Source organism: Prauserella salsuginis (assembly GCF_024648885.1).
In the GTDB taxonomy this organism is placed as follows: Bacteria; Actinomycetota; Actinomycetes; order Mycobacteriales; family Pseudonocardiaceae; genus Prauserella; species Prauserella salsuginis.
Genome location: NZ_JANBBF010000011.1, coordinates 578,817 through 600,420, shown reverse-complemented (window position 1 = coordinate 600,420; position 21,604 = coordinate 578,817). Strand labels below are relative to the sequence as shown.

Here is a 21,604-nt window from a genome sequence, read left to right as displayed (position 1 = left end):
CACCCCCTGGCGAGAATTACGGACATGGCGGACAATCCGAGAGCAGACCTGGGAGGGCAGATGAGCACGCTGAACCGATGGACCGAACAAGCGAAGGGCCTCAGCTCCTACCTGGTGGGTCTCATCCCAGCGCTCCTGATCGCCGCGTTCGGCGTCGCCGCGCTGGTCGCGATGCCGACAGTTGTCGGGCTCGTGGTCGTCGGCGCCCTTACCGCTGGAGGCCTCGGCTTCTACCTGTGGCGAGCCCGCTAACGCTTTTCCACTGGCCACGCCACCCACGCGGGATCCGGCTTGTCGTAGCTCTGCATGTGGGCATGGAGAACTTCGCACCGGTAGCACCGCACCGGCGGTGACGCGGTGTAGCGGCCCTCGTTGGCCGGGTCGGACGTTTCCGGGAGGTAGCCGCCGCAGCGGCAGGTCTGCTCCTCCACGGCCAGCAGGGCCAGTACGTGGGCCCGCGAGTCCTCGTCCCACTCCGACTCGCAGGTCGTCACCGACCGGGTCAGCCGGCCTTCTTCGTCGTACTCGTGGAGCGTGACTTCTTCCGGTTCCCACCCGTTCCACCGGCGGATGGAGACGCCTGCTCGGGTTGCTGCCTCGACGTCGCGTCGGAGGACGCTGTCATGCGCGAGGCGATCGGCGAGAAAGGGACGCTCACCTCGCTGCCGTTGATGCCCCATACCGCGTTCGTGATGGCCTGGTACTGCGCGCCGGACAGCACGTCGAGCAACTCGGCGAGCTCGGCGGCGTCGAGCTCTGGCTCCACGAGGCACCGGGGGATCACGTCCTCGAAGAACGCGTCCTGGTTCAGACCGAGGGCCTTGTCGAACTGGTTGCCGTCGCGCGGTGGGTGCTTGGCGAGCTTGGCGAACCAGTCTCGGCGCGGCATGGCGCGGAACCGCAGCGTCACCGTCGCGTCGCGCATCTCGTCGGACAGGGCCTGCATCCGTTCAGCCAGGTGCATGCCGCCGTCGTCGTCGAGCGAGTCCCGCGGCTGCTTCTGCCGCTCCTGCAGCTGCCGGTTCAGATCCTCCCACTCGGCGACGAGGTCGCCGCGCAGACAGATCGGCACCGACGTTTCGGCCCGCTGGGCCTGCCGCATCCGCTGCCGCACTTCTTCGATGTCCATTCCCGACACTCCCGACTTCTCCCCGACGTGGTTGGTAGGGCCCCGCCGCCGGCCGCCGGGGGAGCCGGCGGCGGGGAGATAGGCAGATCAGGCAGCCGTGGTGACGACGGCGCGGATCTCCGGGTCGCCGGTGACCTTCACCGGGACGGTGTAGCGCTGCACCGAGTTAGCCTCGGGCGGGTTGTTGCTAACCTGGCCGCACCGAACCGGGTACACCTCGACCTCGTCGTCGGCGGCCCACGCGTCGCTGGCGTTCGTGCCGCGGCGGACGACGATGTGGGTGTCGTAGTCGCGCACCAACGTGTCGTACACCTCGTCGGTGCCGGACTGCTTCTTCAGGATCAGCTGCGTGTTCGACCACGACGCGCGCCCGGGCAGCCTGGTGTCGAACGTGGAGCTGAGCGCGGTGTTGTCCACGTCGGCCGTTTCCGGCTCGAACCCGGCCAGCCCGTCCGGCGTCATGCGGTTCTCGAGCTGTTGACCGGCGTCGAGCTCGGTCACCGTCGGCGCGGTGACGTCGGCGATGGCCGGGACTTCCCAGACCTTGGTCTTGCCGTCAGTGATGATGTCGGACAATGTCGGTCACCCTCCCAGGAGACGCAGGTGTTGCGGGGTTACTTGGCGGCGGTGGTCGGCGCCGGGGTTTCCTTGCCCGCGGCCTTGTCGGCGGTGTTCTTCGGCTCGGACCAGCCGCGCCGCTTCGCGCTCGCCACCGCGCCCGTGGTCTTCGGGAACTTGTGGCGCCGCTTCGTCTTGTCGTGTTCGAGCTCTACCCACTGCATGGCGGTGTCCTCCTACTGTTCGCGCTCTGCAGCCAGCCGATACGCGTCGACGGTGTAGAGCGGATGCCGGCCCGACGCCGTGTCGGTCACGGCGCGGTCTTCCTGGATCGGCACGTCTGTGCCGCGGTGCAGAATCTGGTGAGTGACCCACCCGTCGACGGTGAGATACGCGTCGAGGACGGCGTTCTGCATCGCCTCGGCGACGATCCGCACCGCGACGTCGGTGAGTCCGATGGAGGTGATGCGGAACGACACGTCCAAGCGGCCCGAGGATCCGGCCAGTGTGTTGCGGGAACGGCGGCCTACTCCGGGCCACCACAGCACCGCGTACGGCAACTCGGGGCTGTCCGGCACGTGTCCTTTGTGCACGGTGAATCCGGTCGCGTCCAGCAGGGCTGCGACCTCGTCGTAGTGAGTCACCTACAACTCCTCGGTGACCTGCTCGAGGAACCGGTGAAAGTTCGGCTCCTCCGCATCCGGCGCCGAGTCGATGTCGAGCACGGGGCCGCTGCGGGACGTGCCGAAATACAACAGGTTTCCGAGCGGGCCCTGCATCTTGTCCTTGTCCGGACCGATCTCGGCCTCGAGCCCGCCCTTGCGCAGGTCGTAGCCGATGGTCCGGTGGAAGTGCTGGTACGACCCTTGCGAGGTGGCCTCGTCCCGCATCTGCTTCTTGATGTTGTTCGCGCCCTTGGCCACCACCGCGGCCACCGCGGGGAGGGCCCTGGCCGCCTTCTTATCCAGATCGGCGGCGAGTCGGCGCACGTCGTTGTTCATGGCGCTCACCCCGTGATCTCTTCGACGATGAGCCGGATAGCTGTGCCGTAGGTCTTGCGGTCGCCCACCCGGATGCGGAACTCGCGGTCGACGTTGTCGTCGTCGTGCGAGCTGGTGATGGTCACGACCTGGCCGGTCGCCACATCGGCCGTGCCGCGGACGGGGATGTGCACCTCGGTCGGCGCGACCGTCCACTGGTGCTCGCCCGCCACTGGCTCGCTGGGATACCGCAGCCGCTGGTTCTGGATCTTGCAGCGGCCCTCGTAGACCGACGGCCCGTAGGTGGGCACGAGTTTGCCGGTGTCCGGGTCGGTGGTTTCGCCCGTGTTCGGCCGGATGGTGCACTGGTCGGCCATGAGCGACTCGGCCTTCCGCTGGCCGCGACGGGCCAGCCGTAGCGCCCGGCTCATCCGATCTTCACCATGCGCGCGCCTGGCCCGTACTGGCGTCGCAGCGCCTGCTGCAGACGCTGCGGCACCATGCCGGCCATGTCGGAGTTGGGCGTGCCCTGTTCCTGGTAGTCGTCGATGGAGAACCCGCCCGCGCTCGACGGGTTCGAGAACATCTGCGCTGCCACCATCAGCGTCGCCGACCGTGCCAGCTGCGCGCCCGCGTCGGTGGTCAGGTACCCGTGGGTGTAGGTCACCTCGACGGTCGAGGGCTCATAGGCGCTGGCGGCCCAGCCGCGGGCGCGCCACAGCCGGTCGCCGAACCGCTTGTGGTCCGACACCTCGGCGCCGTCGAGGGTCACCGACGACACGTCGGTCACCGGGCGGTTCGGCAGTGACAGCCACGACTCGACCGTGCCCATCACCGCCACGGTCTCGGTGGCCTGCAGGATGGACTGCCCAGCCGCGGCCTGCACGGCACCGGTGGCCAGCTGCAGCAGCAGCTCGGCCTCGGCTGTGGTGAGGCCGGTTGCGTCCTCGCCGAGGAGGGTGCGGAGGTCCTCGGCCGTTGCGAGTTGATCAGCCATCGAACCTCCGCACCTCCGTTACTTGTTGTTCCGGTGGTCGCGGATGGCCTCGGCGATGCGTGCCGCGGTCCACCGCTTGTCGATGTCCACGCCCTCGGACTCGGCCAGCGCGACGAGGCCGTCCTTGTCGGTGTCCTCGAGGCTCACCTCGTCCGCGCCATCGTCGGCATCGTCCGGCGCTCCGGCGGGCTCCGCGGTCTCGTCGGCCGGGCCGTCGTCGGCGGCGATCTGGCCGGAGCGCAGCAGCCAGTCGATCTCCTCCGCGGACACGTCGTCGGGAAGACGTGCCCCGCGGGGGATGTCGATGTAGGCCCTGCCCTTGCCCACCTTGGTCTGTGCGGTGACGTAGCCCGCTTTCACGATGTATGTCATGGATCCTCCGGGGTGAGTCCTGCCGCGATTGCATGCATCGCATCGCGCGCCGCCGCGAACGAGTCGTACCCGTTCGCGAGCCACAGTGCGTCCGTTTCGCCCGGCAGAAAGCCTTCTACGCGCCAGGAGCCCTGGTAGTCCACGACCCGCAACCGAGACAACGTCGACACGTTGATGAGCTCGCCGGTATAACTTCCGATCCCAGCCTCGAGCCACATGGCTACGCCTGCGGCGTCGTGGACAGGTTGGTGATCTTGCCGTGGGCCGACTCGGCGCCGTACTCGAGACCGACCTCGCCGTAGAGCTGCGTGCGGTCCTTCGCGCCGGTCTTGGCGAGCGGCTCGGCGAAGAAGTGGCCCTTGCCCGGAACCTCGAGGAACACGGGGCGGCACTGGTCGAGCGAGGCCACCGCGACCTGGTCGGCCGGCATGTGGCGGTCCAGCATCACGTTGACCCGGCCGAAGTCGGTCTCAATGGTCTGGACGTTGACACCGCCGACGTTGCGGCTCTGCTCCTGGTAGCCCTTGTCGGCGACGAAGATCTTCGTCAGCTGCCGCTTCTGGAACGAGTTGACGATGATCGTCGCCGTCTCGGCTTCCATGAGCCCGCCGTTGTCGTACACCGACTGCATGAGGTCGAGCAGCAGGGTGTCGGTCAGCGGGCCCGAAGCGCCGGCCCCATCGGAGTCGACGTTGATGACGTTCGTCGTGATCGCGGGCAGCAGGCCGCGGGTCTGCCGCGCCGTGGTGTTGTCGGCCGGCTTCTGGTAGGTGCCCCGCAGGGAGCTGTACTCGACGTCCCGCACCATCTGCTTGAGCATCTGCTCGACCTGCCAGTCGAGCTCGTTGCGGATCGGGTTCTGCGCCTCGTTGTTCGTGCCCGCCTTCTGGCCGGGCGCGGCCAGCTTCGAGTAGGACACGCCCACCGATTCCTGGTGGATCTGCACCACGTTCGTGACGTTGGCGCGCGTCCGCTCGGAGTCTTCCGGCTCGGCGCCCTCGACCTTGGTGTTCTGGCCCGCGCTGCGCAGGTCGAACGTCTGCCACTCGAACTCGGTCGAGGTGGTCTGGCCGCCGCCGGTCAGCCCGCCGATCGCGGAGAAGAACGGCGTGTCACTGGGGGTGAGCTGGTGCAGGATGCCGGTGTAGTTGGGCAGGTCGTAGGTGGTGCCCAATCCGGTCACGGAAGCCATATCGGCGTACTCCTTGCGATCTGGGCACTCGGTGCCCGTGGGTTACTGTTCGGCGAGTTTCTGGTTCTGCAGCGCGATGACCTCGCGGAAGTCGCCGCTGCGCTGCGCCTCCTGGATCTGGGTGTCCAGGTTCAGACCGGCGCCGCTGCGCCCGCCCTGCGACGGGTCCGGCTTCGGCGTGGGGGCCGGGCGCGCGTTGAGCCTTTCTGCAAGCCGCTTCGCGCGGTCTTCGATCTGCTCGGCCGGCACGCCCTCGAGTAGCTCGAGGTCCTCCGCGTTGAGGCCGTGGTCGATGGCCGCCTTGTACAACGCCGCCTCGCGCGCCGTCGAACTCGCAGCCTCCCGCGCATCGTCTCGTTCCTTCTCAAGGCGCTGCTGCTCGGTGAGCTTGGCGTCCTCGTACTCCCGCAACTTCGCGTCGCGGTCGGCGATCTGCTGTTCGGCCGCTTTCCGTGCCTCACGCTCGGCCCGCAGCGCCTTCTTCCCCGCGTCGCCGAGCGCCTCGTCGTCGGAGTCCTTCGGCGGGTCGCCCGCGTCGGAACTCTTCGGCTCTGCCTCGGCGCTGCTCGGGGCCGCTGCCTCACCGTCCACAGGTGCCGCGGGTGGTGCAGGCGGGTCTCCCGCCTGCTCGCTGCCGCCGAGGACCGGCCACACCGGGCGGCCGACGACGACGCCTACGGCACGGAGACCGGTGCGGGGGTGGACGGGAAGGTGCTCGTGCATGGGTCCTCCATCGCAGAGGTGAAAGCCCGTGCGCCTCGCGCGCACGGGAGGTCAGATGATGTAGCCGAACCGCTTCAACAGGCGGATCGCGTCGTCGCGGCTGTCGGCGAGTTCGTAGATCGACTCGGGCATCAGCCGCGGCGCCTGTACGCGGCGTCGGTTGACGGTGCGCTGCACGTCGCCGCCGCGGGCCCGGCGGGTCACGGTTTCGCCGGACTCGCGCGTGGTGCGGGCGCCCTGCTCGCGCATGCGCTGCCCGGCCAGGCCGCGCGTCGTGGTGCCCTCGGTCGTGGTGAACACCTGCTGGCCGAACACGTCGGTGCGTGCCAGCTCGCCCCGGTCGCGGCCACCGCGCAGCATGCGCTGCTCCTCACGCGTCAACCTTCCGCCGGGCTTGCTCAGCCCGGCCGCGCCGCGGCGGGCGTTGACGACCTGGTTCATGTCGGCCCCGTCTCGGATCGCCTGGGCGCCGGCTTTGGTGAACAGCTGGGCCTGCTCGGCCGGTGACAGCGAGTTGAAGAACTCCTTCGGGTCACTGACGAGTCCCTCTGAACGGGCCGCCTGTTCCCCGCGGGCGGGGACGTGGATGCAGTCGCACCGCGGGTGCCGCCAGAATCCGGCCGACCACCGGTAGTACCGGCCGGCGAGGATGGCGCACCGCGAGCACGACTTGCCCTGCAGCATGCGCACGTAGCCGGTGCTCGGTCGGGCGGCCACGGCCACGCCGTCCGCGGCGCGGCCAGCGTCGGCGACCTGGGTGCGCACCATCATGTCCAATGTGGCCTGCCCGGTGGCCAGTGCCCGCGGCACCGTGGTGCCTCTGGCAAGGGCCAGCTTCGTCGCCACCACCGGTGACCGCAGTAGCCCCTCGAGCGGCCGGCCGTCGGAGGCGACACCGGCGAACCGGCGCGGGTCGACCCGCCCGGCCGGGGACGGTTCCGCTCCCTGTTCTGAGAGTGCTGTGTCGACGTAGTCGTCGGCGGCGCTCGCGGCCTGCTGTTGCGCCCCGGTCAGGACGACGGCGAGCTGCGCAGCTGGCAGGTCCCACGCGTCCAGGTCGCCCGGGTTCAGCTCCCGCCACGCCTCCGCGGCCTCCGCGGCGACGGCCGCGGCGATGGCTTGCCGGTCGCGGTAGTGGTCCTGGGCGACCTCAGCTGTCGTCACCGTCGCCGTCCTGCCCGCCAGGAACACCGGCCGGGACACCGCCGTCGCTCATGCCGCGGGCGATCGCGCCGAGCGGATCCTGCTGTCGCCGTCGCTCGTCGTCGCGTTCGGCTCGGCGGATCTGCGCGGCCGTCATGCCGATGGTCTCGCGCGTTTGCCGCAGGGGCACGATCGGATCCGGCTTCGTGGTGTACATCTTCACCGCGGCGTCGGCCTTCTGCGCCACGGTCGGGGTCGACGCGTCGCGCCACACCGTTTCCAGCTGCCGCATCCGCGGGTCCCACTCGCCGGTCTGCAGGCGGCGCACGATGCGGCACATGCGTTCGTACGCACCGCCCCACGCGCGCTGCTTGCGCTCGGCCCGTTTCACCAGCCGCGACTCGGCCGACCGCATCGCGTCCGCACTGGCCGGGTTGGACGTCGTGAACCCCAGATACGTCGGCGGCAGCCCCGCCAGTGAGGCAACGCGCTTCGCGAGCGCGTCGATCGACTCGTGAAACCCGCCCAGGTTCGCCCCGGCGAACTCGAACTCCCGGGCGCCCTCGCCGGAGTCCGGGACGGTGAGGAACTTCTTCAGGAGCGCCTGCACGGCAGTGAGCTGGTTGCCCTCGGCGTCCTGCAGATCGTCCGGGTTCACATTGAAGAACCCGCGCAGCGGAAGTGCCACCCCTTCGGCGGCGACCATCATGTCGGTGGCGATCTTGTTCGCCGCGTCCGACAGCGGGATGATCGGCGCCAGTTCGGACTGGCCGTTGCGCGCCTGACGCTGTGCCACGTTGCCGCGCGCCCGGGGAGACGACAGCCGGGCGCGGTTCACCAGCGAGACCACCGACAGCTCGCCGAGTCTGTGGTTGTCGCGGTCGACCTCGTTCCACCCGTGTTTGCCGTACTCGTACCAGACGGTGTAGTCCGGGCGTACGAGCGTGGCGTGCCGCTCGCCGATGCGGGCGTAGGTGTCCTCGTCGGTCACCCGGCGCAGCGCCGCGCGACCTCGCCGGGTGCGCGGGTCGACGTCGACGTACATCTCGAGCGGCGACTCGGCCGCCAGCAGCGGTGTGTCCGGGTCGTCCTCGTTCGTGCCCACCGACACGTACGAGCGGCGCATCACCAGCGAATCGACGGCCCCGAGTTGGGACTGCTCGTCCATCTCGTTGGCCTGCCACACCCGCCACAGGTCGTCGTCCTGCCGCTCCTCGTCGGGTAGCCGGAACCCCTCGACATCCAACCGTTCCTCGAGCGCATCCACCACGAGCTGCGGCCAGGCGATGACGACCGGCTGGATCCGGTCTTCGACCTCCCGCAGCACCTCGGGGTGCATGTACGTCAACGGCTGGGTGCCCTCGTAGTGGCTGTTCAGCCGTTCCAGCTCGGGCATCTCGGCGTCGTGCTGGATCGACAGGTAGTGGATCCATTCCTCATCGGACTGGGGAAGCGCCACGGGAACCTCCCCTCACAGTGCGACGACCTTCGTCTTCTTCTTCACCGGCCGGCGCACGTATCCGTCCAAACCGGTCACCAGCGCCGACATGCCGTCGATGCGGGCCTGCGATTTCTGCCGCTCGGGTTTGACGAGCTTGAGGTTGTCGTTGCCGTCGTCCTTGGTCTCCACCACCGACGCCATCCACCGGGCCACCGGGTTGCCGCCGTGCCGCAGCGCGTCCTCGCCGATGAGCCGCTGCAGCTCCTTGATCGCGGGCGACATTCCGAGGAACGTCTGCGCCACGGGCACCACGTCCACGCCCCGCAGCTGCGTGTCCAGCTCCTGCACCATCTGGCCGGCGAACATGCGGTCGTAGGAGATGCGCTGCATGTCGACCTTCTTGCAGTCGGCCAGCACGTCGGCCTGCACCGCCGTGTAGTCGATGACGTTGCCCTCGGTGGCGCGCACGAACCCGTTGCGGATCCACTGCTTCAACGGCACCTGCAGCTGGCGCTCGAGCTCGTCGACCCGGTCCTCGGGCACGTAGAACCGCCAGAAGAACTCGAGCTCGATGTGCGGCTGCCACGTCTCGACGCCCATCCACCACGCGGTGAAGTCGGATACGGCCGACAGGTCCAGCCCGCCCCACGCGCGACGTCCCTGCACCCGGCTGAGGTCGGTCATTCCGGCGCTGCCGTCCCACAGGCCCATGTCGATCAGCCGTGCCTGGTCCCGCATGCGGCGGTTCAGGTGCAACCGGCAGAACGTCGGGAAGTAGCTCGGGGTGGTCTCGGCCTTGCGGGCTTCCTTGCGGATGTAGGACAGCGTCGGCGAGGTGCCCAGCCCGGGGTTGGCCTTGCGCCACGTCTCCTCGGCGAACGGGTCGTCGCCCTCGTCGGCCGCCCAGATCACGCCGTAGTGCGACGGATCCTCGACGACGTTGTCGGCGATCTTGCGCGTGTACGAATGCTTCTCGTCGTAGATGCTGCCTTCGGTGGCCTCGTCGGCCGTCGTGATGAACACGATCAGCGGCTGCGACCGGGCACCGGTGCCCGTTTCGATCGCGTCGATCAGGTGCCGCGACTTGTGGACGTGCACCTCGTCGATCACGCCACCGCTGACGTTGAGACCGTGCGCGGTTTCGGCGATCTTCGACAGCGCTCGCAGCACCCCGCCCGTTTTCGGAACGCGGATCACCGACGCCAACGCCTGCACCCGCGAGCGGGCCGCTTTCGACGTCAGGCACATGCGTTTGGCGTCCTCGAACACCCGGCCCGCCTGGTCCAGCGAACCGGCCGCGGCGTACACCTCGGCGCCGGCCTCGCCGTCGGCGAGCAGCAACACGTTCGCGATGCCCGACGAGATCGTCGACTTGCCGTTCTTCCGCGGTACCTCGACCCAGACCGTGCGCGCGACGCGCACGACCTCGCCGATCTCCTCGTCCCAGACCACCCACCCGAACACCGGGGCGATGACCCACACCACCTGCCACGGCGCCAGCCCCTGGCCAATACGGAAAGGGCGGCCGGACCACCGGCCCTTGGTGTGCCGGAACTGGCCCAAGGCTTTCAGCGCACGCCGCACCCGCTCGACGTCGAACCACGCGCCCGGTTGCCGCTGCGCCTGGCACGCCACCACAAGCGGTGTCGACTCGACGGCCTCGTCGATCTGCTCGTCGGTCAGGCCCAGCTCGAGTAGCGCATCCCGCGGAACCGGCAGCTCAGTCGAAGACGTCGCTGTCATCGTCGTCGTCCCCCGGCGGCTTGATGCCGACCCGGGCCGACGGCGACAGACCGAACTCGCGCAGGTAGATCTTGTACTGGGCGCGGTACTGGGACACGATCGTCGCCGAGCCGTTCTTCTGCATCCCGCGCTCGCCTTCCATCACCAGCCCGTGGCGGGACAGGTCCCGCTCGCACTGGTCGATCCGAGCCACGCAGATGCAGTAGTCCTGCAACGCCGCCGCGTCCACCGCGGCCAGGCCGGCCGTGTGCTTGAGCACCGGCACCACGCGGCGCCACTCGCGCCGCGCCACCTCCCGCGCCCGGCGGTTGATCGCCTGCCGCGACCGGTCCTTCACCGTCGGGAACGTCTCCTGCCAGTCCGGCTCCTCGAGGTCGCCCGGCGGCAGCTGCAGCCCCTCGTCGAGCGCACGCTTCCCCGGGTTGCCCTCACGGACCGCCTGCAGGTGCGGCTTCTTGCGCACGGGGTCAGCCACGGCTGCCTCACCCCCGTCTCGGCACTCTCCGTGTCCGCGAAAACCTGATCAGCTGCGGCCCCAGCCGTTTACCTCCCCGGCGGTCCAGGATTTCCCCGCCTCGGGGGTCACCCCCCACCCCGTTTCCGCAGGTCAGAGGGTCGCGGCTCGGTGGGGCGTGTTTCCGCAGGTCAGAGGGTCACGTCGGTCGTCACGTTCGGTGAACGTGCCAGCCGCCGGGTTGATGCCGGGCGGTCTCGCTCGAGTGGCAGCTGGCGCACAGCCCGCGCCCGTTCGCCGGGTCGTTGGGATCGTGTCCTGCCTGCTGCAGCTGCCGCCGCGACAGCGGCCAATGGTCAGCGTGTTCCGACGATGCTCGGCGACAGCGACCGCAGATCGGTTCGCGTGCGAGCACTGCTTGCCGGAACCGTGCCTCGTGGTGATGGTCGTAGCCCCGTTGGGTTGCGGTGCCTCGGGCCCGCTCGGCGTGGGTGCTGCAGTCGGCGCAGCGTCCCGTTCCCGTGTCGACGAGTTCGGGGCAGCCCGGGGTTGAGCATGGCTTGGCGGCGCGGGGCATTGCCTCACCCCCCACCTGGCATGACGAAGCCCGGCAGTCCGTCTCTACTACGGTCTGCCGGGCTTCGGATGCACTTGTCCCCTCAGACAGCGTTGCACATGTCTCGACCTGCGGCAATGTCGGGGTGATCTCTCGGCGTGTCCCGCCGGTCGAGGTAGGTGGTGATCTCCTCGAGGCTGTAGCCGCTGGCGGTTCGGGTGATATGTCCACGGTGGACCCACGACCGCAACGTGGCGGCAGTAACGATGTAGCCCGATTGGCGAAGCGCGAGGAGAGCTAGGGGGGCCGAAAGTCGGGGCATTGGCGTCTACTCCTCCTGGTCGTGTCGTTTCGGTACGAACCTGTCGAGTCCGGGCCAGTCGTCCAGTTTCATCGTGACGCCGTCCTTATGGGTAACGATCAACATACCGTCGTCTTTCCCGCTGTATTCTTTGCTGAACTCTCGCGCAGCCTGAACCGCCGACCGGAGTTCGTTGAGGGTCGGCCACCGACCGACTCTGTCTTGCACGGTGCGGCTGACCCACGAGTATGCCCACGAGATCTCTTCGAAGTCATGGGTGTCGTTAGGGCACTCCTGGCCGAACTCGGCGCCCACATCGTCGAAGTTGACGCCGGAATCCTCAAGCGCTACCCGGCGCTCCTTGCGCAGCTGCTCACGTTCTCGGAACGCCGGTATTTCTGAGCTCGCCATCTGCTTTGGCTCGGACCTCTGATCGACTATCGCCGGGTAGCCGCAAAGTCGACACCGGATTGGTTGGAATGAATTTTTCTCGCTTGCTCGCATGGATTTCCTTTCAACTTGCCGAACTGGCACGTTCGAGAGGCTTATCCTGCCTCTGTCTGCGAAACTCGCAACCTGACGAGGTCGAGACCGGCGTAGATGCGGTGGCAGCTTGCGCATTGCACACCACCGAAGTCGAGACGCTCGTATACAGTGCCCCCGCAGTCGCCGTGTTGATCTGCGGTAATGCATCGCCCGACCGGATGCGGAGCGGGGTCGCCGGCCGCTGCGCGCACAGCACCGTGCACTTCGCGGAGTTCGCGGGCGTATTCGTCGACGAACGGCTGGCACGTGAGCCACGAGTGGTTCTGCCGGAGCGCTTCGATTTCGGTGGTGAGGGTGACGTGCCGGGGCGGCTTGAACGCCCGATCTTCGCGTACGGCGCGGGCCCACTGGTGGATGGTGGCGACGGCGCCGAGACCGTCGAGGGCAGACCAGTTGGTGCGCCAATCGGTGTGGTGGATGGTCGTGTCGTCGGCGGGCGATGTGGACGCGAATCCGGGGGCGCCGCGTTCTGCCCCGCCGCGGCGCTTCTCGAGCTGCAGGGTGGGCAGGTACTCCTCGAGTTCGCGCAGCTGCCGCAGGATGCGGTTGGAGCACTGGAAGCACACGAGGCCGCTGTCGGCTTGGCGGGGGTTGCCGGGCGGGCAGGTGGCGCAGCGCTGGACGTGGTCGTTCATGCACACTCCTCAATGGTTGGCTCGGGGGCGGCAGGCCTCCCAGCTGCGACGCCCCCGAGCCAAGCGTTACCCCCGGCTAGGGGGTGGAGCTGACCTCGTCGAGGCGGTCGCGTGCGATGCGGTGGTAGTGGTCGGACAGTTCGATGCCGACGAACGAGCGGTCGGAACGTAGGGCGGCCTCGCCGGTCGTGCCGGAGCCGGCGAACGGGTCGAGCACCGTTCCACCTGACGGGCAGATCTCCACGAGTTCGTCGAGTAGCCCGTCGACGGGCTTCTGCGTGATGTGGCGACGTTGCCGGCCGCGCGGCTGGCTGGCGCTGAACACGCCCGGCAGGTAAACCTCGCGGGATCCGTCGAACTTGCCGTTGGTGCCCCACAGGATGTACTCGGCGTTCGCCTTGAACCCGCCGCGCCGCGGCCGGGCGATGGGCTTGTGCCACACGAGCGTGCCCTGCCAGGTCCACCCGGCGACCTGGAGCGCGTCGCTGGTCACGGGCGCCTGGCGCCAGTCGGAGAACACGAGCAGGTGCGCGCCGGGCCGGGCGACGCGGAGGCACTCGCCGAGGGTCAGCGACAGCCATGCGAGGAACCCTCGTTGGTCGCGGTTGTCGCCGGTGAAGTCCTCGAGGGCCTTTTCGACGCCGCTGCCGCCGGAGACGTACTTGTCCTTGGCGGTCTGGTTGCGGCGTTCGGACGCGGTGCGGCCGCCGGAGTTGTAGGGCGGGTCGGTGATGATCGTGTCCACACTGGACGCGTCGAGCGTGGGCAGGACGGCGAGCGCGTCGCCGTGGTGCAGCTGATGCATGGCGCCTTTCCCGGGATACGGATGGACCGAACCGAGGTCGACAGCCTGCTGACTGTCGGGGAGGCACACTCAGCGAAGGGAAATACTACGAAGCGTCCGATTTGCACGCAAGCACCGGTCATGCGTCTGTCGTCCTGTCGTCGTGCAGATACTCGATTTGCCACGTGGGGTGGTAGCGGGAGGGGTGGTGGTCGCCGTCGAGTCGGACGGTGAGGTTGGCGTCCGCGGTGCCGGTGATGGTGCCGGTGCGGCCCTGGTAGTCGCGGATGCGTCCGCCGCGTTTGGCGGGCACGTCGTAGTGGCGGCGGATGTAGTCGATGCTCACCGGTCGGCCTCGTTCGCGAGCGCTTGAAGGTCTCGTGCGTAGAGCGGCGGCATGGTGCCCTCGTACTCCGGACAAACCTTTGGTTCGATCAGCCCGTCGCCGTATTCCGTCAGGAACTCGTGGATGCGCTTGACGGCGTGCTTTGGTGACGGCAGGTCGTACGAGTGGTCATCGATGCCGTCCGGCTGTTCGGGGCGAGTCGCACTGCGGTCGGTGTCCATGGGTTCAGCCCTCCAGCGGGTTGAGTCTGATGAGCACGCCGGGCTTCTTGTCGGGCGCGAAGATGTAGTGCTTGCTGGCGTGGAGCTCGACGACTTGGGCGTCGTCGTGCCAGATGTTGAGTCCGTCGCTGCCGAGGGCATCGAGGACGGCGCGGGCGAGCTTGTCGATGTCGGGCTTGCCCGTGGGGCGCGTGGGCGCTCTGCTGCGCAGCAGGTGGGCGTTGCACCCCGTGCGGTAGTGCGATTTGGGCCGGGGCATGAAGAACACGAGGGACGCCACGATGGGCCCGTCGAGGGGCGTGCCGTCGTGTCGGGCGAGGACGTGTTCGCGGATGTCCGCGCGCCAGGGCTTGACCCGTTTTGAAGACTCGACCATGACGCCGTTGCCCATGTGTCGTTTGGACCCTTGCGGGGCGGGGTTGCCGGGGACGAACACGCGGAACGTCTGAGTGCCGCTCTGCGGGCCGCAGACGGGGTGTCCGCAGTGGGTCGCCCTCGGTGGGTGTCGTGTCGGCGCGTGTGAACTGCTGGGCGGTCATACGTCGTCCCTCCACACGGCGACGACCTCGTCTTCGCCTCCGGCGATGTGGTGGCCGGGGTGGCCGGCCTCACGGGTGCAGAGGAGCGCGTCCCACTCGGCGTCGCAGTCCGCCCCGCTGACGCGTTTCGCGGTGGGGTCGGGGTCGCCCGGGAGGACGTGGCCGAGCGGGTCGGGCAGCGGGAACGGGTCGAGCCCCTGGGATGCGCGGGCGAGCGGGTTCGGCTTCGTGTGGTCGAGGTCGTCGGCGGACACCGTCATCGCGTCGGCGAGCGGCGGCCATTCCTCCTGCGTGGTGCCGACGCGGTCCCACACGTCGCCGTCGGAGTCGATGTGGGCGCAGTGCTCGCGGGAGTAGTGCAGCGTGGTCGGGTCGTTGTCGTCTCGTCGGCCGTGGGCGAGGTTGATGGTGGCGGCCACGACTTTCGCGATCAGGTGTCGGTCGAGGTGGGTGATCCCGGGGTTGACGGCCAACACGTACCGACCGTTCGCGTCGAGGATGGCGTCGCCGTCGGACGTCCACGGCGTGGGCAGGTCGGGAACGTCGACGTCGGGTTTTGATCCGATGAGGGTCATGTGGATCTCCTCAGATGAGTGCGAGCTGTTCGGGCTGGGCGGGTTGTGTGGTGTGGGTGGCGGCGCAGGGGCAGGTCCAGCTGCACGCCCGGTCGGCGAGCCACACGGGCTCGTAGATGGCGCGCTGCGAGCCCGTGTGGGGTGGTGAGCCAGTCCTCGGGCGTCGGCTGGCCGGCTGCTTCGGGGTGGCGTTCGTGAACGCGCTGGTCGTGGCGGTCGGCGGCGCAGTGGCCGCACGGCCCCCACTGGCACGGGCACCTGTGGGTCAGGCCGGGCACGTTGTCGTGGTCGCGGCGGAGGTCGCGGGTCCACACGTGAGTGCGGCCCCAGGCCGCGGCGTCCGTGCCCATGACGGCCGGGGTGGTCACGAGCTCTCCGGGGTGAGCGCGCCGGCCTCGATCATCGGGGCGATCAGGTGCAGGTGCTCGACCACCAGCCGCATGAGCGCGGTGGTGCTGTTTTCGGGGCGGGTGGGGCCGCCTGCGGCGCGGTAGTGGGCGGCGACGATGTCGGCGACGGCCTCGGTGTCGTCGTTGAGGGCGTACGAGGTGGACTGGACCGCTGCGCGCACGTCCGTGGGCATGTCGTCGACGTCGGCCTCGACGTGCCAGAACCCGTCCTGGCCGTCGTCGGCGAGCCGCTTCACCGCGGTGGCCGTGAGGACCGGGGCGACGCAGGCGATCGCCCACAGGCGGGCAAATCCTTCCTCGGGGTCGACGTAGTCGACGTATTCGGACAGCGCGGATGCGCCTCCGGCGGTGTCGCCGTCGATGCAGCGATACGCGGCCTCGAGGTAGTGGCGGACCAACTCGTTGGTGTCCTCGACGGTCGGGTCGTCGATGCTCATGCGGGTCTCCAGTGGGTGCGGCGTCGGCCGGTCTGCGGCCGGCGGGCCGGGGTGATGGGTGTGTCTCGAGCGGGGGTGGGCAGGTCGACCTCGTAGCGGGTCATCGCAGGAAGGGCCGGGAAGCGGCGAACTCCGATGTGCTCGTCCCACTCGCCCGGGTCGACGTGGGTGCAGTCGTGCTGCGTGTGGTCGTCCTCCCAGCCGTCGAGGTCGTCGACGACGTCGGACGGGTCGGACAGGGCACCGCAGGCGCACACCACGACCCACGCGGGACTCATGCGACTGACCGTTCGGCTCGGCGGCACATGGCGCACAGCCGTTCGCCGGTATCGCTGCGAACGTGCCGGCCGCCGTCCTGGCCGTGCTCGCAGACGAGGGCGGGGTCGGCGCGGGCGCGGGCGAGCTCGTCGGCGACCGATGCCCGTGTCTGCTGCTGGTGCTGCTCCCACTGCTCGTAGGCGTGGCGAGCGTCGCGGCAGCCACCGCAAGCGGGCGGGTTGGTCGTGTTCTGGTGCTTCGCGCAGGTTCGGGGTGGGGGGTCCGCGCGCTCACGCGCGTCCCCTCCCCTCCCTTCCTTTCCTTTCCCTTCCTGGCGTGAGGCGTCACGGAGGGCTCCGTGAATGCTCACTGAGCCCTCCGTGAGCAGGTGCCAGCAGTGTGGACAGTGCCCCGACTCGCCCGGGGCGGGTGCCGCGATCGGCTCCGGCGGGTCCGGGTACTTCGGTCCGGCCGGGCGGTTGATCGACTGGTGGTGGTGCCAGTTCTGCACTGCCAGGTAGTCCCGGTCGCCGACGGTGTAGCGCACAATGCGCCCGGCGGCGGCGAGCGTGTCGAGGTCGTCGGCGACGTCGCGCAGAGAGACGTCGTCGAGCGGCCACACCTCCGCCTTGACCAGCTTCACGTGATCCAGGAAGCGGCCGTGGTCGTCACATTGCGTCCACAGGCCGAGCCATGTCAGCCGTGCGCGCAATGGCAGGGCCGACACGTCCAGGGACTTGAAGAAGTCGGGCTTGTAGGTGCGGATACGGGGCATGGGTCGGGCACCTTCCGTGCTCGGTGCGAATGGTTCAGGCAGGGAGCAGGGCGGGCTGTGCCTCGGGTGGCGGGTCGAGCCGCAACGGCCGCTCGCCGCCGAGCATGCGGTGCAGCTCGCGCATCCCCTTCGCCGTCACACGCACCTGGGTGTCGAGCTTGGACTCGCCGGTGTGCGGGTGCTGGTACGGCAGGATGCGCGCGACGAGCTGGCCGCGGTCGACCTTGCGCTGATACGGCGTGCCCTTGCGGTCCACCCACGCGTTTTCACGCAGGTAGCGGGCGAGTCGGTTCTGCCCCATGTTGATCGCGGGGTCGCGGTCGAGGATCTGCGCGGCCTCGCGCATCGAGTAGTCCCCGGTGGCGTCGACGAGCATCTCCCAGGCGTTCGCGGACGGTTCGAGTTCACGGGCGCGCTGCTCGGCGGCCTCCCGTTCGCGTGCCTGCCGCGCGGCGGCTTCGAGCGCTTCGGCGTAGCTCCCGGGGATCTGCGGCTGCCCGTAGCCACCGGTGCGGCGGATAGAGGGGATCACCTCGTGCGTGATCCACCGTTGGAAACGGCGCGCCTCGGGCTTGCGGCTGCGGAGGATCAGCGAGTACAGCCCCGGCTCGTTCACGATCGTCACGGACTGGTGCCCGCCGGGGGTCTGTACTGAGTGCAGACCCTTCTCGTCGTCCTCGAGCCGGCGGGTCTGGGTGATGTCGACGGAGATCGCCCGGCAGACATCAGCGGCGACGAACCACGGTTCGCCGTTGACGGTGACAACGCGGATCGATTCGGTGCCGTAGGTGAACGGGGTCAGGTCGGTCATGCGGCTGTCTCCTGGGCGGGTCGGGGTGTGGCGTCGAGGCGCGCCTGAAGGTCGGCGGCCGGGGTGTCGGGGTCGTGCATGGCGGCGAGCGCGTAGCAGGCGGTGACGAGCCGCGCGGGCGACTGGCGGCCCCACAGCACGAGGCGTCCGTACGTCTCGCGCGGGTCGAGTTCGCGCACGTCGACGATCAGGTCGAACGCGTCCTCGACCGCGCGGTCGGCCCACTGCTCGGCCTCGGCCGGGGTGATGGGCGGGCAGGCGTCCCGTTCGCGACGTGCCCGCATGACGGGGTTTCCGGGCATCGGTGTCTCCTCGGGGATGGGGTGGTCGGCCGTGCCCGCCCCTGCACGGGCACGGCCGACCACGGGTCACAGCTCGGCGGGGATGTCGGCGTCGCACTCGCACGGATCGCCCGTGGCGCAGTCGATCGTCGGCAGGCCAGGCAGGTACGTGTGCGCGTGGTGATCGTCGTTCCACTCGAGGCCGGGCACCTGTGAGGTGCGGTGCCACTCGTCGTGGCCGTCGGCGAGTGCGCAGCGCCACGACAGCGAGGGCATGTCGACCCGGTGCCGGTGCGGCTGGATCGTCGAGCGGCACTGCGGCGCGTCGTGCTCGACCCACTGGCCGGGGCCGTCAGTCCCCGACTGCCACGTCGCGTCACACGACGGGCACAGCTCGACGTACCCGTCACCGATGGGCGTGTCAAGGCACAGCGGGCAGAGCAGCAGATCCGGGGTGGACAGGATCATCGGCGGCGGGGTACGGCTCACGACTCACCACCTCCGGACGCCTTGCTCTCGGTGGCGATCTCGCGGGCGCGCTGCGTGACGCGCTCGATCTCGGTGCGCCTCATGGACTGCGGCCCGTCGACCTCACGCCCGACGATCTTGTTGACGAACGCGCGCACCTCGTCGCGGTCGGTCATGCCCGCCCCGGCGATCCAGTCGCGCATGTTCTTGATCGCGTTGTCGATGTCCGTGGTCGCCGCAGTCGGCGTCGCCTGCTGCTGCTCGGGCTCGGCGGTGTCGTCGAGGTGCGCCGGTTCGCGGCGCCACAGATCCAGCGCCACCCCGAACCTCATGGCCGCGTTCCGCAGGGCGTCGCCGATGATCTCCTTGACCGCGTCGCCGCCCCGCTTCCCGTCCGGATGGCCGTAACCGAGCCGCGTCACCCCGGCCACGGTCAGCCGGATCCACATGCCACCGACAGCGTCGATATGCGGGGTGCCGTCGGCGCTCCACGCGACCGGTTCCCACGTCCACTCGGGGTCGACCTGCAGCAGCCGGTCGGTGAGTTCGGCGTGGCCGACGTAGTCGAGGTGGATATGCTGAGTACTGATGTAGCTGCCGCACACCTGGCACTTCTGCGTCCGGTGGTTCTGGCACGAGCGCTCGCGACATGCCTTGCACGTCACGCGCGGCAGCTTGCCAATGTCCTCGTCGGGGAACGGCGCCCGCAGCGCTTTCGCGGTTTCCTCGTTCATCCGTGCACTTCCTGGTCGGTCGACGGGTGTGGGCAGATTCGGCCGCTGCCGGTGTCGGGGTTGGCGTAGTGGGCGGTGGCGGTGCCCCGGTCGGTGCGCACCACCGCGGCGGCCGGAACGCCGCACGTGGGGCAGGGCACGCCGTGCAGCCGGAACAGCAGCTCGACCCGGTCGCGGTCGATCACGCGACCACCCGCCTCGGCACGTAGGGCGGGGTGTCGAAATCGGACGGCCGGTAGACCGGGAAGTCGGGCGTCCACCGCATCGCGCTGACGAGCGGAAGCTCTGGGCGCGGAGCCGGGTGTTCGGGGCAGTCGCGGGCGCCGACCAACGAGTCGGCCGGGCCACGGGGCGGGACACAGGTCACGCGTACCACCTCGGGAAGTCGGCGGACGTGACGATCAGCGCGTCGCCAGCGAGCCGCACCGGGTCGGCATGCCCGTCACGGATGGCGGTCAGCACCGCGGCGACGAACTCGTCCTCCCAGCCGTGACCCGACTCGGGGTCGGCGCGGCCCAGTTCGGACAGCCGGTCCCTAACCTGCTCGGGCGTGACCTCACGCGTATCGAACGCCTGCAGCAGGCGGTCCGTGCCGCCCTGATACATGAGGGCGATCTCGTTGCCGGTCACGCGATCACCACCTGGCCGACCCACAGCAGCACGTGCAGTCCCATGTAGATGGCGACGAACGCCAGGAAGGCGCAGCCGGCCAGTGCGCCGGGGCCGGCGTCGTCGCGCGGCTCGGGGCGGGTGTCGTGCCACCGGGCGGTCACTGGTCCACACCCCCGGCATCGGCGGGCAGCAGTACCCGAATGTGGCGCGGGGCCGAAGTCTGGGTGCTCACCACGGCGCACGCCCCGAGATAGTCGTCGACGAGGCGGCGCAGCACGTTCAGCGCGGCAGCGCCGCCCTCGTCGACCGTGATCTCGGACAGCACGTGGGCGTCCAGGCTCCGGGAGCCGACGGTCACGCTGCGCGGCACTGGGGTGCCGTCCGGCAGGTGCAGCGACGCAACGCGGTACCCGGCGTCGGCGAGGGCGCGGCGGATCATGGCGGTCTGCTCGCGCGGGGTCATCGGGGCTCACCCCCGGCGTGCAGGTTGCCCATGGCGGGCATGTGGCGGGTGTCGTCGGTGAGGGCGTGCCGACCCCTGACGGGCCGGTCGTCGCCGCACAGCAGCGGCAGGTCGCCGGGCTGGGTGCGCTCCGCGGGCGCCTCGGGAGACACACGACCACCGGTGGCGTACTCGCCGCGTCGCAGATGCGGAGGGCGGCAGTGGCCGCACCGCTCGTGCGCCTGCACGACGTTGCGGGCGTGGCGCATGTAGCTGCGGTAGGTGAGGAACGCCGCGGCGGCGAGCACGACCGCTAGCACGGTGACGACGGAGTTGGCGGCGATCCACCAGGTCAGCGGGATCATGCGGACTCACCCGACTCGGGGTGGTCCTCGACGGCGATCGTCAGCGACGCCTCGCTTCCCCGGGCGGCCTGAACCAGCACGGGCGTGCCGTCGCGCAGCGTGCCGCTGCAGGTCTGGTAGTTGCCGTGGGCCGTGAGGGTCTCGGCGCTGACCGCCCGAGCCCACGGGATAAATGCCTGCGTGTTGTTGAGCCACACGGTCGGCGGGAGCGCGCCGCCGACGCCGATGGTGCTGATCGTGCCGACGAGGCCGTGCTCGCGTGCGTGGGCCGTGACGGCCTCGATGCGGTCGATGTCGGTCGCGGCCATCAGATGTCACCGCCCTGTTCCCACGAGCACATGACGGTCGCGGCTCCGGCCATGAATCCGGCGTCGTCGGTGGCGTACCCCGCGTTCTCGAACGTGGCGATGGCGTCGACGATCGACGGGGGGTGGCCGACCAGGTGCGGGCACGCGATGCGGCCGAGGGCAAGCAGGTCGGCCTCGGAGCCGAACGGGATCCCTTCCTCGCGGACGGTGTCGACGAACGCCTGCGCGCCGATCTCGTCGAACTCGCGCGGCGCATCCGGGGCGGCGGGCAGCGGGCCGACCGGCGCCTCGGTGGTCGGCGGCGCGGGCACAGCCTCCCCGACGACCTCCGTGGCGCAGCCGGACAGGGCTGCGGCAGCAGCGACCGTGACGGCCGCGGCGGCGATACGATGGGTGATGTTCACCGGTGTTTCCTTTCGGTAGTTGGTGCCGGTGTTCAGCGGCCTCGGCGTTGCAGCGCCGGGGCCG

At 69.6% G+C, this 21,604-nt stretch carries 40 protein-coding genes; 1 reads left to right on the top strand and 39 read right to left on the bottom strand.

Annotation, left to right across the window (positions count from 1 at the left end):
- Window positions 1-24 precede the first annotated feature (24 nt).
- Complete coding sequence (locus tag LY40_RS17790) at window positions 25-252, top strand: hypothetical protein (protein WP_183787559.1); 228 nt, start codon at window positions 25-27, stop codon at window positions 250-252.
- Here LY40_RS17790 and LY40_RS17785 read toward each other — a convergent pair.
- The 39 genes from LY40_RS17785 to LY40_RS17600 all read right to left on the bottom strand — a co-directional run bounded on the left by LY40_RS17785 (window position 249) and on the right by LY40_RS17600 (window position 21,540).
- On the bottom strand, window positions 249-494 hold the full coding sequence (locus LY40_RS17785; RefSeq protein ID WP_183787560.1) for a hypothetical protein: 246 nt from the start codon (window positions 492-494) through the stop codon (window positions 249-251). The two genes, LY40_RS17790 and LY40_RS17785, sit on opposite strands and share 4 nt — an antisense overlap.
- Before the next feature lie 8 nt (window positions 495-502).
- Window positions 503-1,129, bottom strand: a complete 627-nt coding sequence (locus LY40_RS17780; protein WP_183787561.1) for a hypothetical protein — start codon at window positions 1,127-1,129, stop codon at window positions 503-505.
- 87 nt (window positions 1,130-1,216) lie between these two features.
- Window positions 1,217-1,705 (bottom strand): phage tail tube protein, encoded by a 489-nt coding sequence (locus LY40_RS17775; protein ID WP_183787562.1) that lies wholly within the window; start codon window positions 1,703-1,705, stop codon window positions 1,217-1,219.
- A 38-nt stretch (window positions 1,706-1,743) separates the two neighbouring features.
- Window positions 1,744-1,911 (bottom strand): hypothetical protein, encoded by a 168-nt coding sequence (locus tag LY40_RS17770; RefSeq protein WP_183787563.1) that lies wholly within the window; start codon window positions 1,909-1,911, stop codon window positions 1,744-1,746.
- A gap of 12 nt (window positions 1,912-1,923) precedes the next feature.
- Window positions 1,924-2,331 (bottom strand): hypothetical protein, encoded by a 408-nt coding sequence (locus tag LY40_RS17765; RefSeq protein WP_183787564.1) that lies wholly within the window; start codon window positions 2,329-2,331, stop codon window positions 1,924-1,926.
- Complete coding sequence (locus LY40_RS17760; protein ID WP_183787565.1) at window positions 2,332-2,688, bottom strand: hypothetical protein; 357 nt, start codon at window positions 2,686-2,688, stop codon at window positions 2,332-2,334.
- 5 nt (window positions 2,689-2,693) lie between these two features.
- Complete coding sequence (locus LY40_RS17755) at window positions 2,694-3,098, bottom strand: DUF6093 family protein (RefSeq protein WP_183787566.1); 405 nt, start codon at window positions 3,096-3,098, stop codon at window positions 2,694-2,696.
- On the bottom strand, window positions 3,095-3,664 hold the full coding sequence (locus LY40_RS17750) for a hypothetical protein (protein WP_183787567.1): 570 nt from the start codon (window positions 3,662-3,664) through the stop codon (window positions 3,095-3,097). Before LY40_RS17750 ends, LY40_RS17755 begins: the two co-directional genes overlap by 4 nt.
- A gap of 18 nt (window positions 3,665-3,682) precedes the next feature.
- Window positions 3,683-4,036, bottom strand: coding sequence for a hypothetical protein (locus LY40_RS17745; protein WP_183787568.1), 354 nt, complete (start codon window positions 4,034-4,036; stop codon window positions 3,683-3,685).
- A complete protein-coding gene (locus LY40_RS17740) occupies window positions 4,033-4,254 on the bottom strand; it encodes a hypothetical protein (protein WP_183787569.1) in 222 nt (73 codons plus the stop codon). The genes LY40_RS17745 and LY40_RS17740 overlap by 4 nt, the downstream gene beginning before the upstream one ends.
- 2 nt (window positions 4,255-4,256) lie before the next feature.
- Window positions 4,257-5,228 carry an SU10 major capsid protein gene (locus LY40_RS17735; protein ID WP_183787570.1) on the bottom strand — a complete coding sequence of 324 codons (972 nt, stop codon included), beginning with the start codon at window positions 5,226-5,228 and terminating at the stop codon, window positions 4,257-4,259.
- Between the two features lie 42 nt (window positions 5,229-5,270).
- Window positions 5,271-5,951 carry a hypothetical protein gene (locus LY40_RS17730; RefSeq protein ID WP_183787571.1) on the bottom strand — a complete coding sequence of 227 codons (681 nt, stop codon included), beginning with the start codon at window positions 5,949-5,951 and terminating at the stop codon, window positions 5,271-5,273.
- A gap of 51 nt (window positions 5,952-6,002) precedes the next feature.
- Complete coding sequence (locus tag LY40_RS17725) at window positions 6,003-7,115, bottom strand: VG15 protein (RefSeq protein ID WP_183787572.1); 1,113 nt, start codon at window positions 7,113-7,115, stop codon at window positions 6,003-6,005.
- On the bottom strand, window positions 7,102-8,553 hold the full coding sequence (locus tag LY40_RS17720; RefSeq protein WP_258937462.1) for a phage portal protein: 1,452 nt from the start codon (window positions 8,551-8,553) through the stop codon (window positions 7,102-7,104). The genes LY40_RS17725 and LY40_RS17720 overlap by 14 nt, the downstream gene beginning before the upstream one ends.
- Window positions 8,554-8,565: 12 nt before the next feature.
- Window positions 8,566-10,278: a terminase large subunit gene (locus LY40_RS17715; protein WP_258937461.1), complete on the bottom strand. Its 1,713-nt coding sequence runs from the start codon at window positions 10,276-10,278 to the stop codon at window positions 8,566-8,568.
- A complete protein-coding gene (locus LY40_RS17710) occupies window positions 10,256-10,753 on the bottom strand; it encodes a phage terminase small subunit P27 family (RefSeq protein ID WP_258937460.1) in 498 nt (165 codons plus the stop codon). The genes LY40_RS17715 and LY40_RS17710 overlap by 23 nt, the downstream gene beginning before the upstream one ends.
- Before the next feature lie 863 nt (window positions 10,754-11,616).
- Window positions 11,617-12,000: a hypothetical protein gene (locus tag LY40_RS17705; protein ID WP_258937459.1), complete on the bottom strand. Its 384-nt coding sequence runs from the start codon at window positions 11,998-12,000 to the stop codon at window positions 11,617-11,619.
- Between the two features lie 134 nt (window positions 12,001-12,134).
- Complete coding sequence (locus LY40_RS17700; protein ID WP_258937458.1) at window positions 12,135-12,770, bottom strand: hypothetical protein; 636 nt, start codon at window positions 12,768-12,770, stop codon at window positions 12,135-12,137.
- A 76-nt stretch (window positions 12,771-12,846) separates the two neighbouring features.
- On the bottom strand, window positions 12,847-13,575 hold the full coding sequence (locus tag LY40_RS17695; protein WP_258937457.1) for a DNA-methyltransferase: 729 nt from the start codon (window positions 13,573-13,575) through the stop codon (window positions 12,847-12,849).
- A gap of 118 nt (window positions 13,576-13,693) precedes the next feature.
- Window positions 13,694-13,900 (bottom strand): hypothetical protein, encoded by a 207-nt coding sequence (locus tag LY40_RS17690; protein WP_258937456.1) that lies wholly within the window; start codon window positions 13,898-13,900, stop codon window positions 13,694-13,696.
- Window positions 13,897-14,121 carry a hypothetical protein gene (locus tag LY40_RS17685; RefSeq protein WP_258937455.1) on the bottom strand — a complete coding sequence of 75 codons (225 nt, stop codon included), beginning with the start codon at window positions 14,119-14,121 and terminating at the stop codon, window positions 13,897-13,899. The genes LY40_RS17690 and LY40_RS17685 overlap by 4 nt, the downstream gene beginning before the upstream one ends.
- Before the next feature lie 4 nt (window positions 14,122-14,125).
- Window positions 14,126-14,557, bottom strand: coding sequence for a RusA family crossover junction endodeoxyribonuclease (locus LY40_RS17680; protein WP_258937454.1), 432 nt, complete (start codon window positions 14,555-14,557; stop codon window positions 14,126-14,128).
- Between the two features lie 99 nt (window positions 14,558-14,656).
- Window positions 14,657-15,235, bottom strand: a complete 579-nt coding sequence (locus LY40_RS17675) for a hypothetical protein (RefSeq protein ID WP_258937453.1) — start codon at window positions 15,233-15,235, stop codon at window positions 14,657-14,659.
- Window positions 15,232-15,603 carry a DUF6248 family natural product biosynthesis protein gene (locus LY40_RS26550; RefSeq protein WP_504968460.1) on the bottom strand — a complete coding sequence of 124 codons (372 nt, stop codon included), beginning with the start codon at window positions 15,601-15,603 and terminating at the stop codon, window positions 15,232-15,234. The genes LY40_RS17675 and LY40_RS26550 overlap by 4 nt, the downstream gene beginning before the upstream one ends.
- Entirely contained in the window at window positions 15,600-16,082 is a 483-nt protein-coding gene (locus tag LY40_RS17670) for a hypothetical protein (protein ID WP_183787535.1), read from the bottom strand. Before LY40_RS17670 ends, LY40_RS26550 begins: the two co-directional genes overlap by 4 nt.
- The gene (locus LY40_RS17665; RefSeq protein WP_183787536.1) at window positions 16,079-16,360 is read right to left on the bottom strand and encodes a hypothetical protein; all 282 of its coding nucleotides are present in this window, start codon (window positions 16,358-16,360) and stop codon (window positions 16,079-16,081) included. Before LY40_RS17665 ends, LY40_RS17670 begins: the two co-directional genes overlap by 4 nt.
- Window positions 16,357-17,115 carry a hypothetical protein gene (locus tag LY40_RS17660; RefSeq protein ID WP_183787537.1) on the bottom strand — a complete coding sequence of 253 codons (759 nt, stop codon included), beginning with the start codon at window positions 17,113-17,115 and terminating at the stop codon, window positions 16,357-16,359. Before LY40_RS17660 ends, LY40_RS17665 begins: the two co-directional genes overlap by 4 nt.
- 34 nt (window positions 17,116-17,149) lie before the next feature.
- Window positions 17,150-17,926, bottom strand: a complete 777-nt coding sequence (locus LY40_RS17655; RefSeq protein ID WP_183787538.1) for a BRO family protein — start codon at window positions 17,924-17,926, stop codon at window positions 17,150-17,152.
- Window positions 17,923-18,228 (bottom strand): hypothetical protein, encoded by a 306-nt coding sequence (locus LY40_RS17650; protein ID WP_183787539.1) that lies wholly within the window; start codon window positions 18,226-18,228, stop codon window positions 17,923-17,925. Before LY40_RS17650 ends, LY40_RS17655 begins: the two co-directional genes overlap by 4 nt.
- A gap of 66 nt (window positions 18,229-18,294) precedes the next feature.
- Complete coding sequence (locus LY40_RS17645; protein WP_183787540.1) at window positions 18,295-18,696, bottom strand: hypothetical protein; 402 nt, start codon at window positions 18,694-18,696, stop codon at window positions 18,295-18,297.
- On the bottom strand, window positions 18,693-19,409 hold the full coding sequence (locus LY40_RS17640) for a hypothetical protein (RefSeq protein WP_183787541.1): 717 nt from the start codon (window positions 19,407-19,409) through the stop codon (window positions 18,693-18,695). Before LY40_RS17640 ends, LY40_RS17645 begins: the two co-directional genes overlap by 4 nt.
- Complete coding sequence (locus tag LY40_RS17635; protein WP_183787542.1) at window positions 19,406-19,594, bottom strand: hypothetical protein; 189 nt, start codon at window positions 19,592-19,594, stop codon at window positions 19,406-19,408. Before LY40_RS17635 ends, LY40_RS17640 begins: the two co-directional genes overlap by 4 nt.
- Window positions 19,591-19,776 (bottom strand): hypothetical protein, encoded by a 186-nt coding sequence (locus LY40_RS17630; RefSeq protein ID WP_183787543.1) that lies wholly within the window; start codon window positions 19,774-19,776, stop codon window positions 19,591-19,593. Before LY40_RS17630 ends, LY40_RS17635 begins: the two co-directional genes overlap by 4 nt.
- Window positions 19,773-20,039 carry a hypothetical protein gene (locus tag LY40_RS17625; RefSeq protein WP_183787544.1) on the bottom strand — a complete coding sequence of 89 codons (267 nt, stop codon included), beginning with the start codon at window positions 20,037-20,039 and terminating at the stop codon, window positions 19,773-19,775. Before LY40_RS17625 ends, LY40_RS17630 begins: the two co-directional genes overlap by 4 nt.
- Window positions 20,036-20,182, bottom strand: a complete 147-nt coding sequence (locus LY40_RS17620) for a hypothetical protein (RefSeq protein ID WP_183787545.1) — start codon at window positions 20,180-20,182, stop codon at window positions 20,036-20,038. The genes LY40_RS17625 and LY40_RS17620 overlap by 4 nt, the downstream gene beginning before the upstream one ends.
- A complete protein-coding gene (locus tag LY40_RS17615; RefSeq protein ID WP_183787546.1) occupies window positions 20,179-20,484 on the bottom strand; it encodes a hypothetical protein in 306 nt (101 codons plus the stop codon). The genes LY40_RS17620 and LY40_RS17615 overlap by 4 nt, the downstream gene beginning before the upstream one ends.
- Window positions 20,481-20,828, bottom strand: a complete 348-nt coding sequence (locus LY40_RS17610; RefSeq protein ID WP_183787547.1) for a hypothetical protein — start codon at window positions 20,826-20,828, stop codon at window positions 20,481-20,483. Before LY40_RS17610 ends, LY40_RS17615 begins: the two co-directional genes overlap by 4 nt.
- A complete protein-coding gene (locus LY40_RS17605; RefSeq protein ID WP_183787548.1) occupies window positions 20,825-21,136 on the bottom strand; it encodes a hypothetical protein in 312 nt (103 codons plus the stop codon). The genes LY40_RS17610 and LY40_RS17605 overlap by 4 nt, the downstream gene beginning before the upstream one ends.
- Window positions 21,136-21,540 (bottom strand): DUF732 domain-containing protein, encoded by a 405-nt coding sequence (locus LY40_RS17600; protein WP_183787549.1) that lies wholly within the window; start codon window positions 21,538-21,540, stop codon window positions 21,136-21,138. The genes LY40_RS17605 and LY40_RS17600 overlap by 1 nt, the downstream gene beginning before the upstream one ends.
- Window positions 21,541-21,604: the final 64 nt, after the last annotated feature.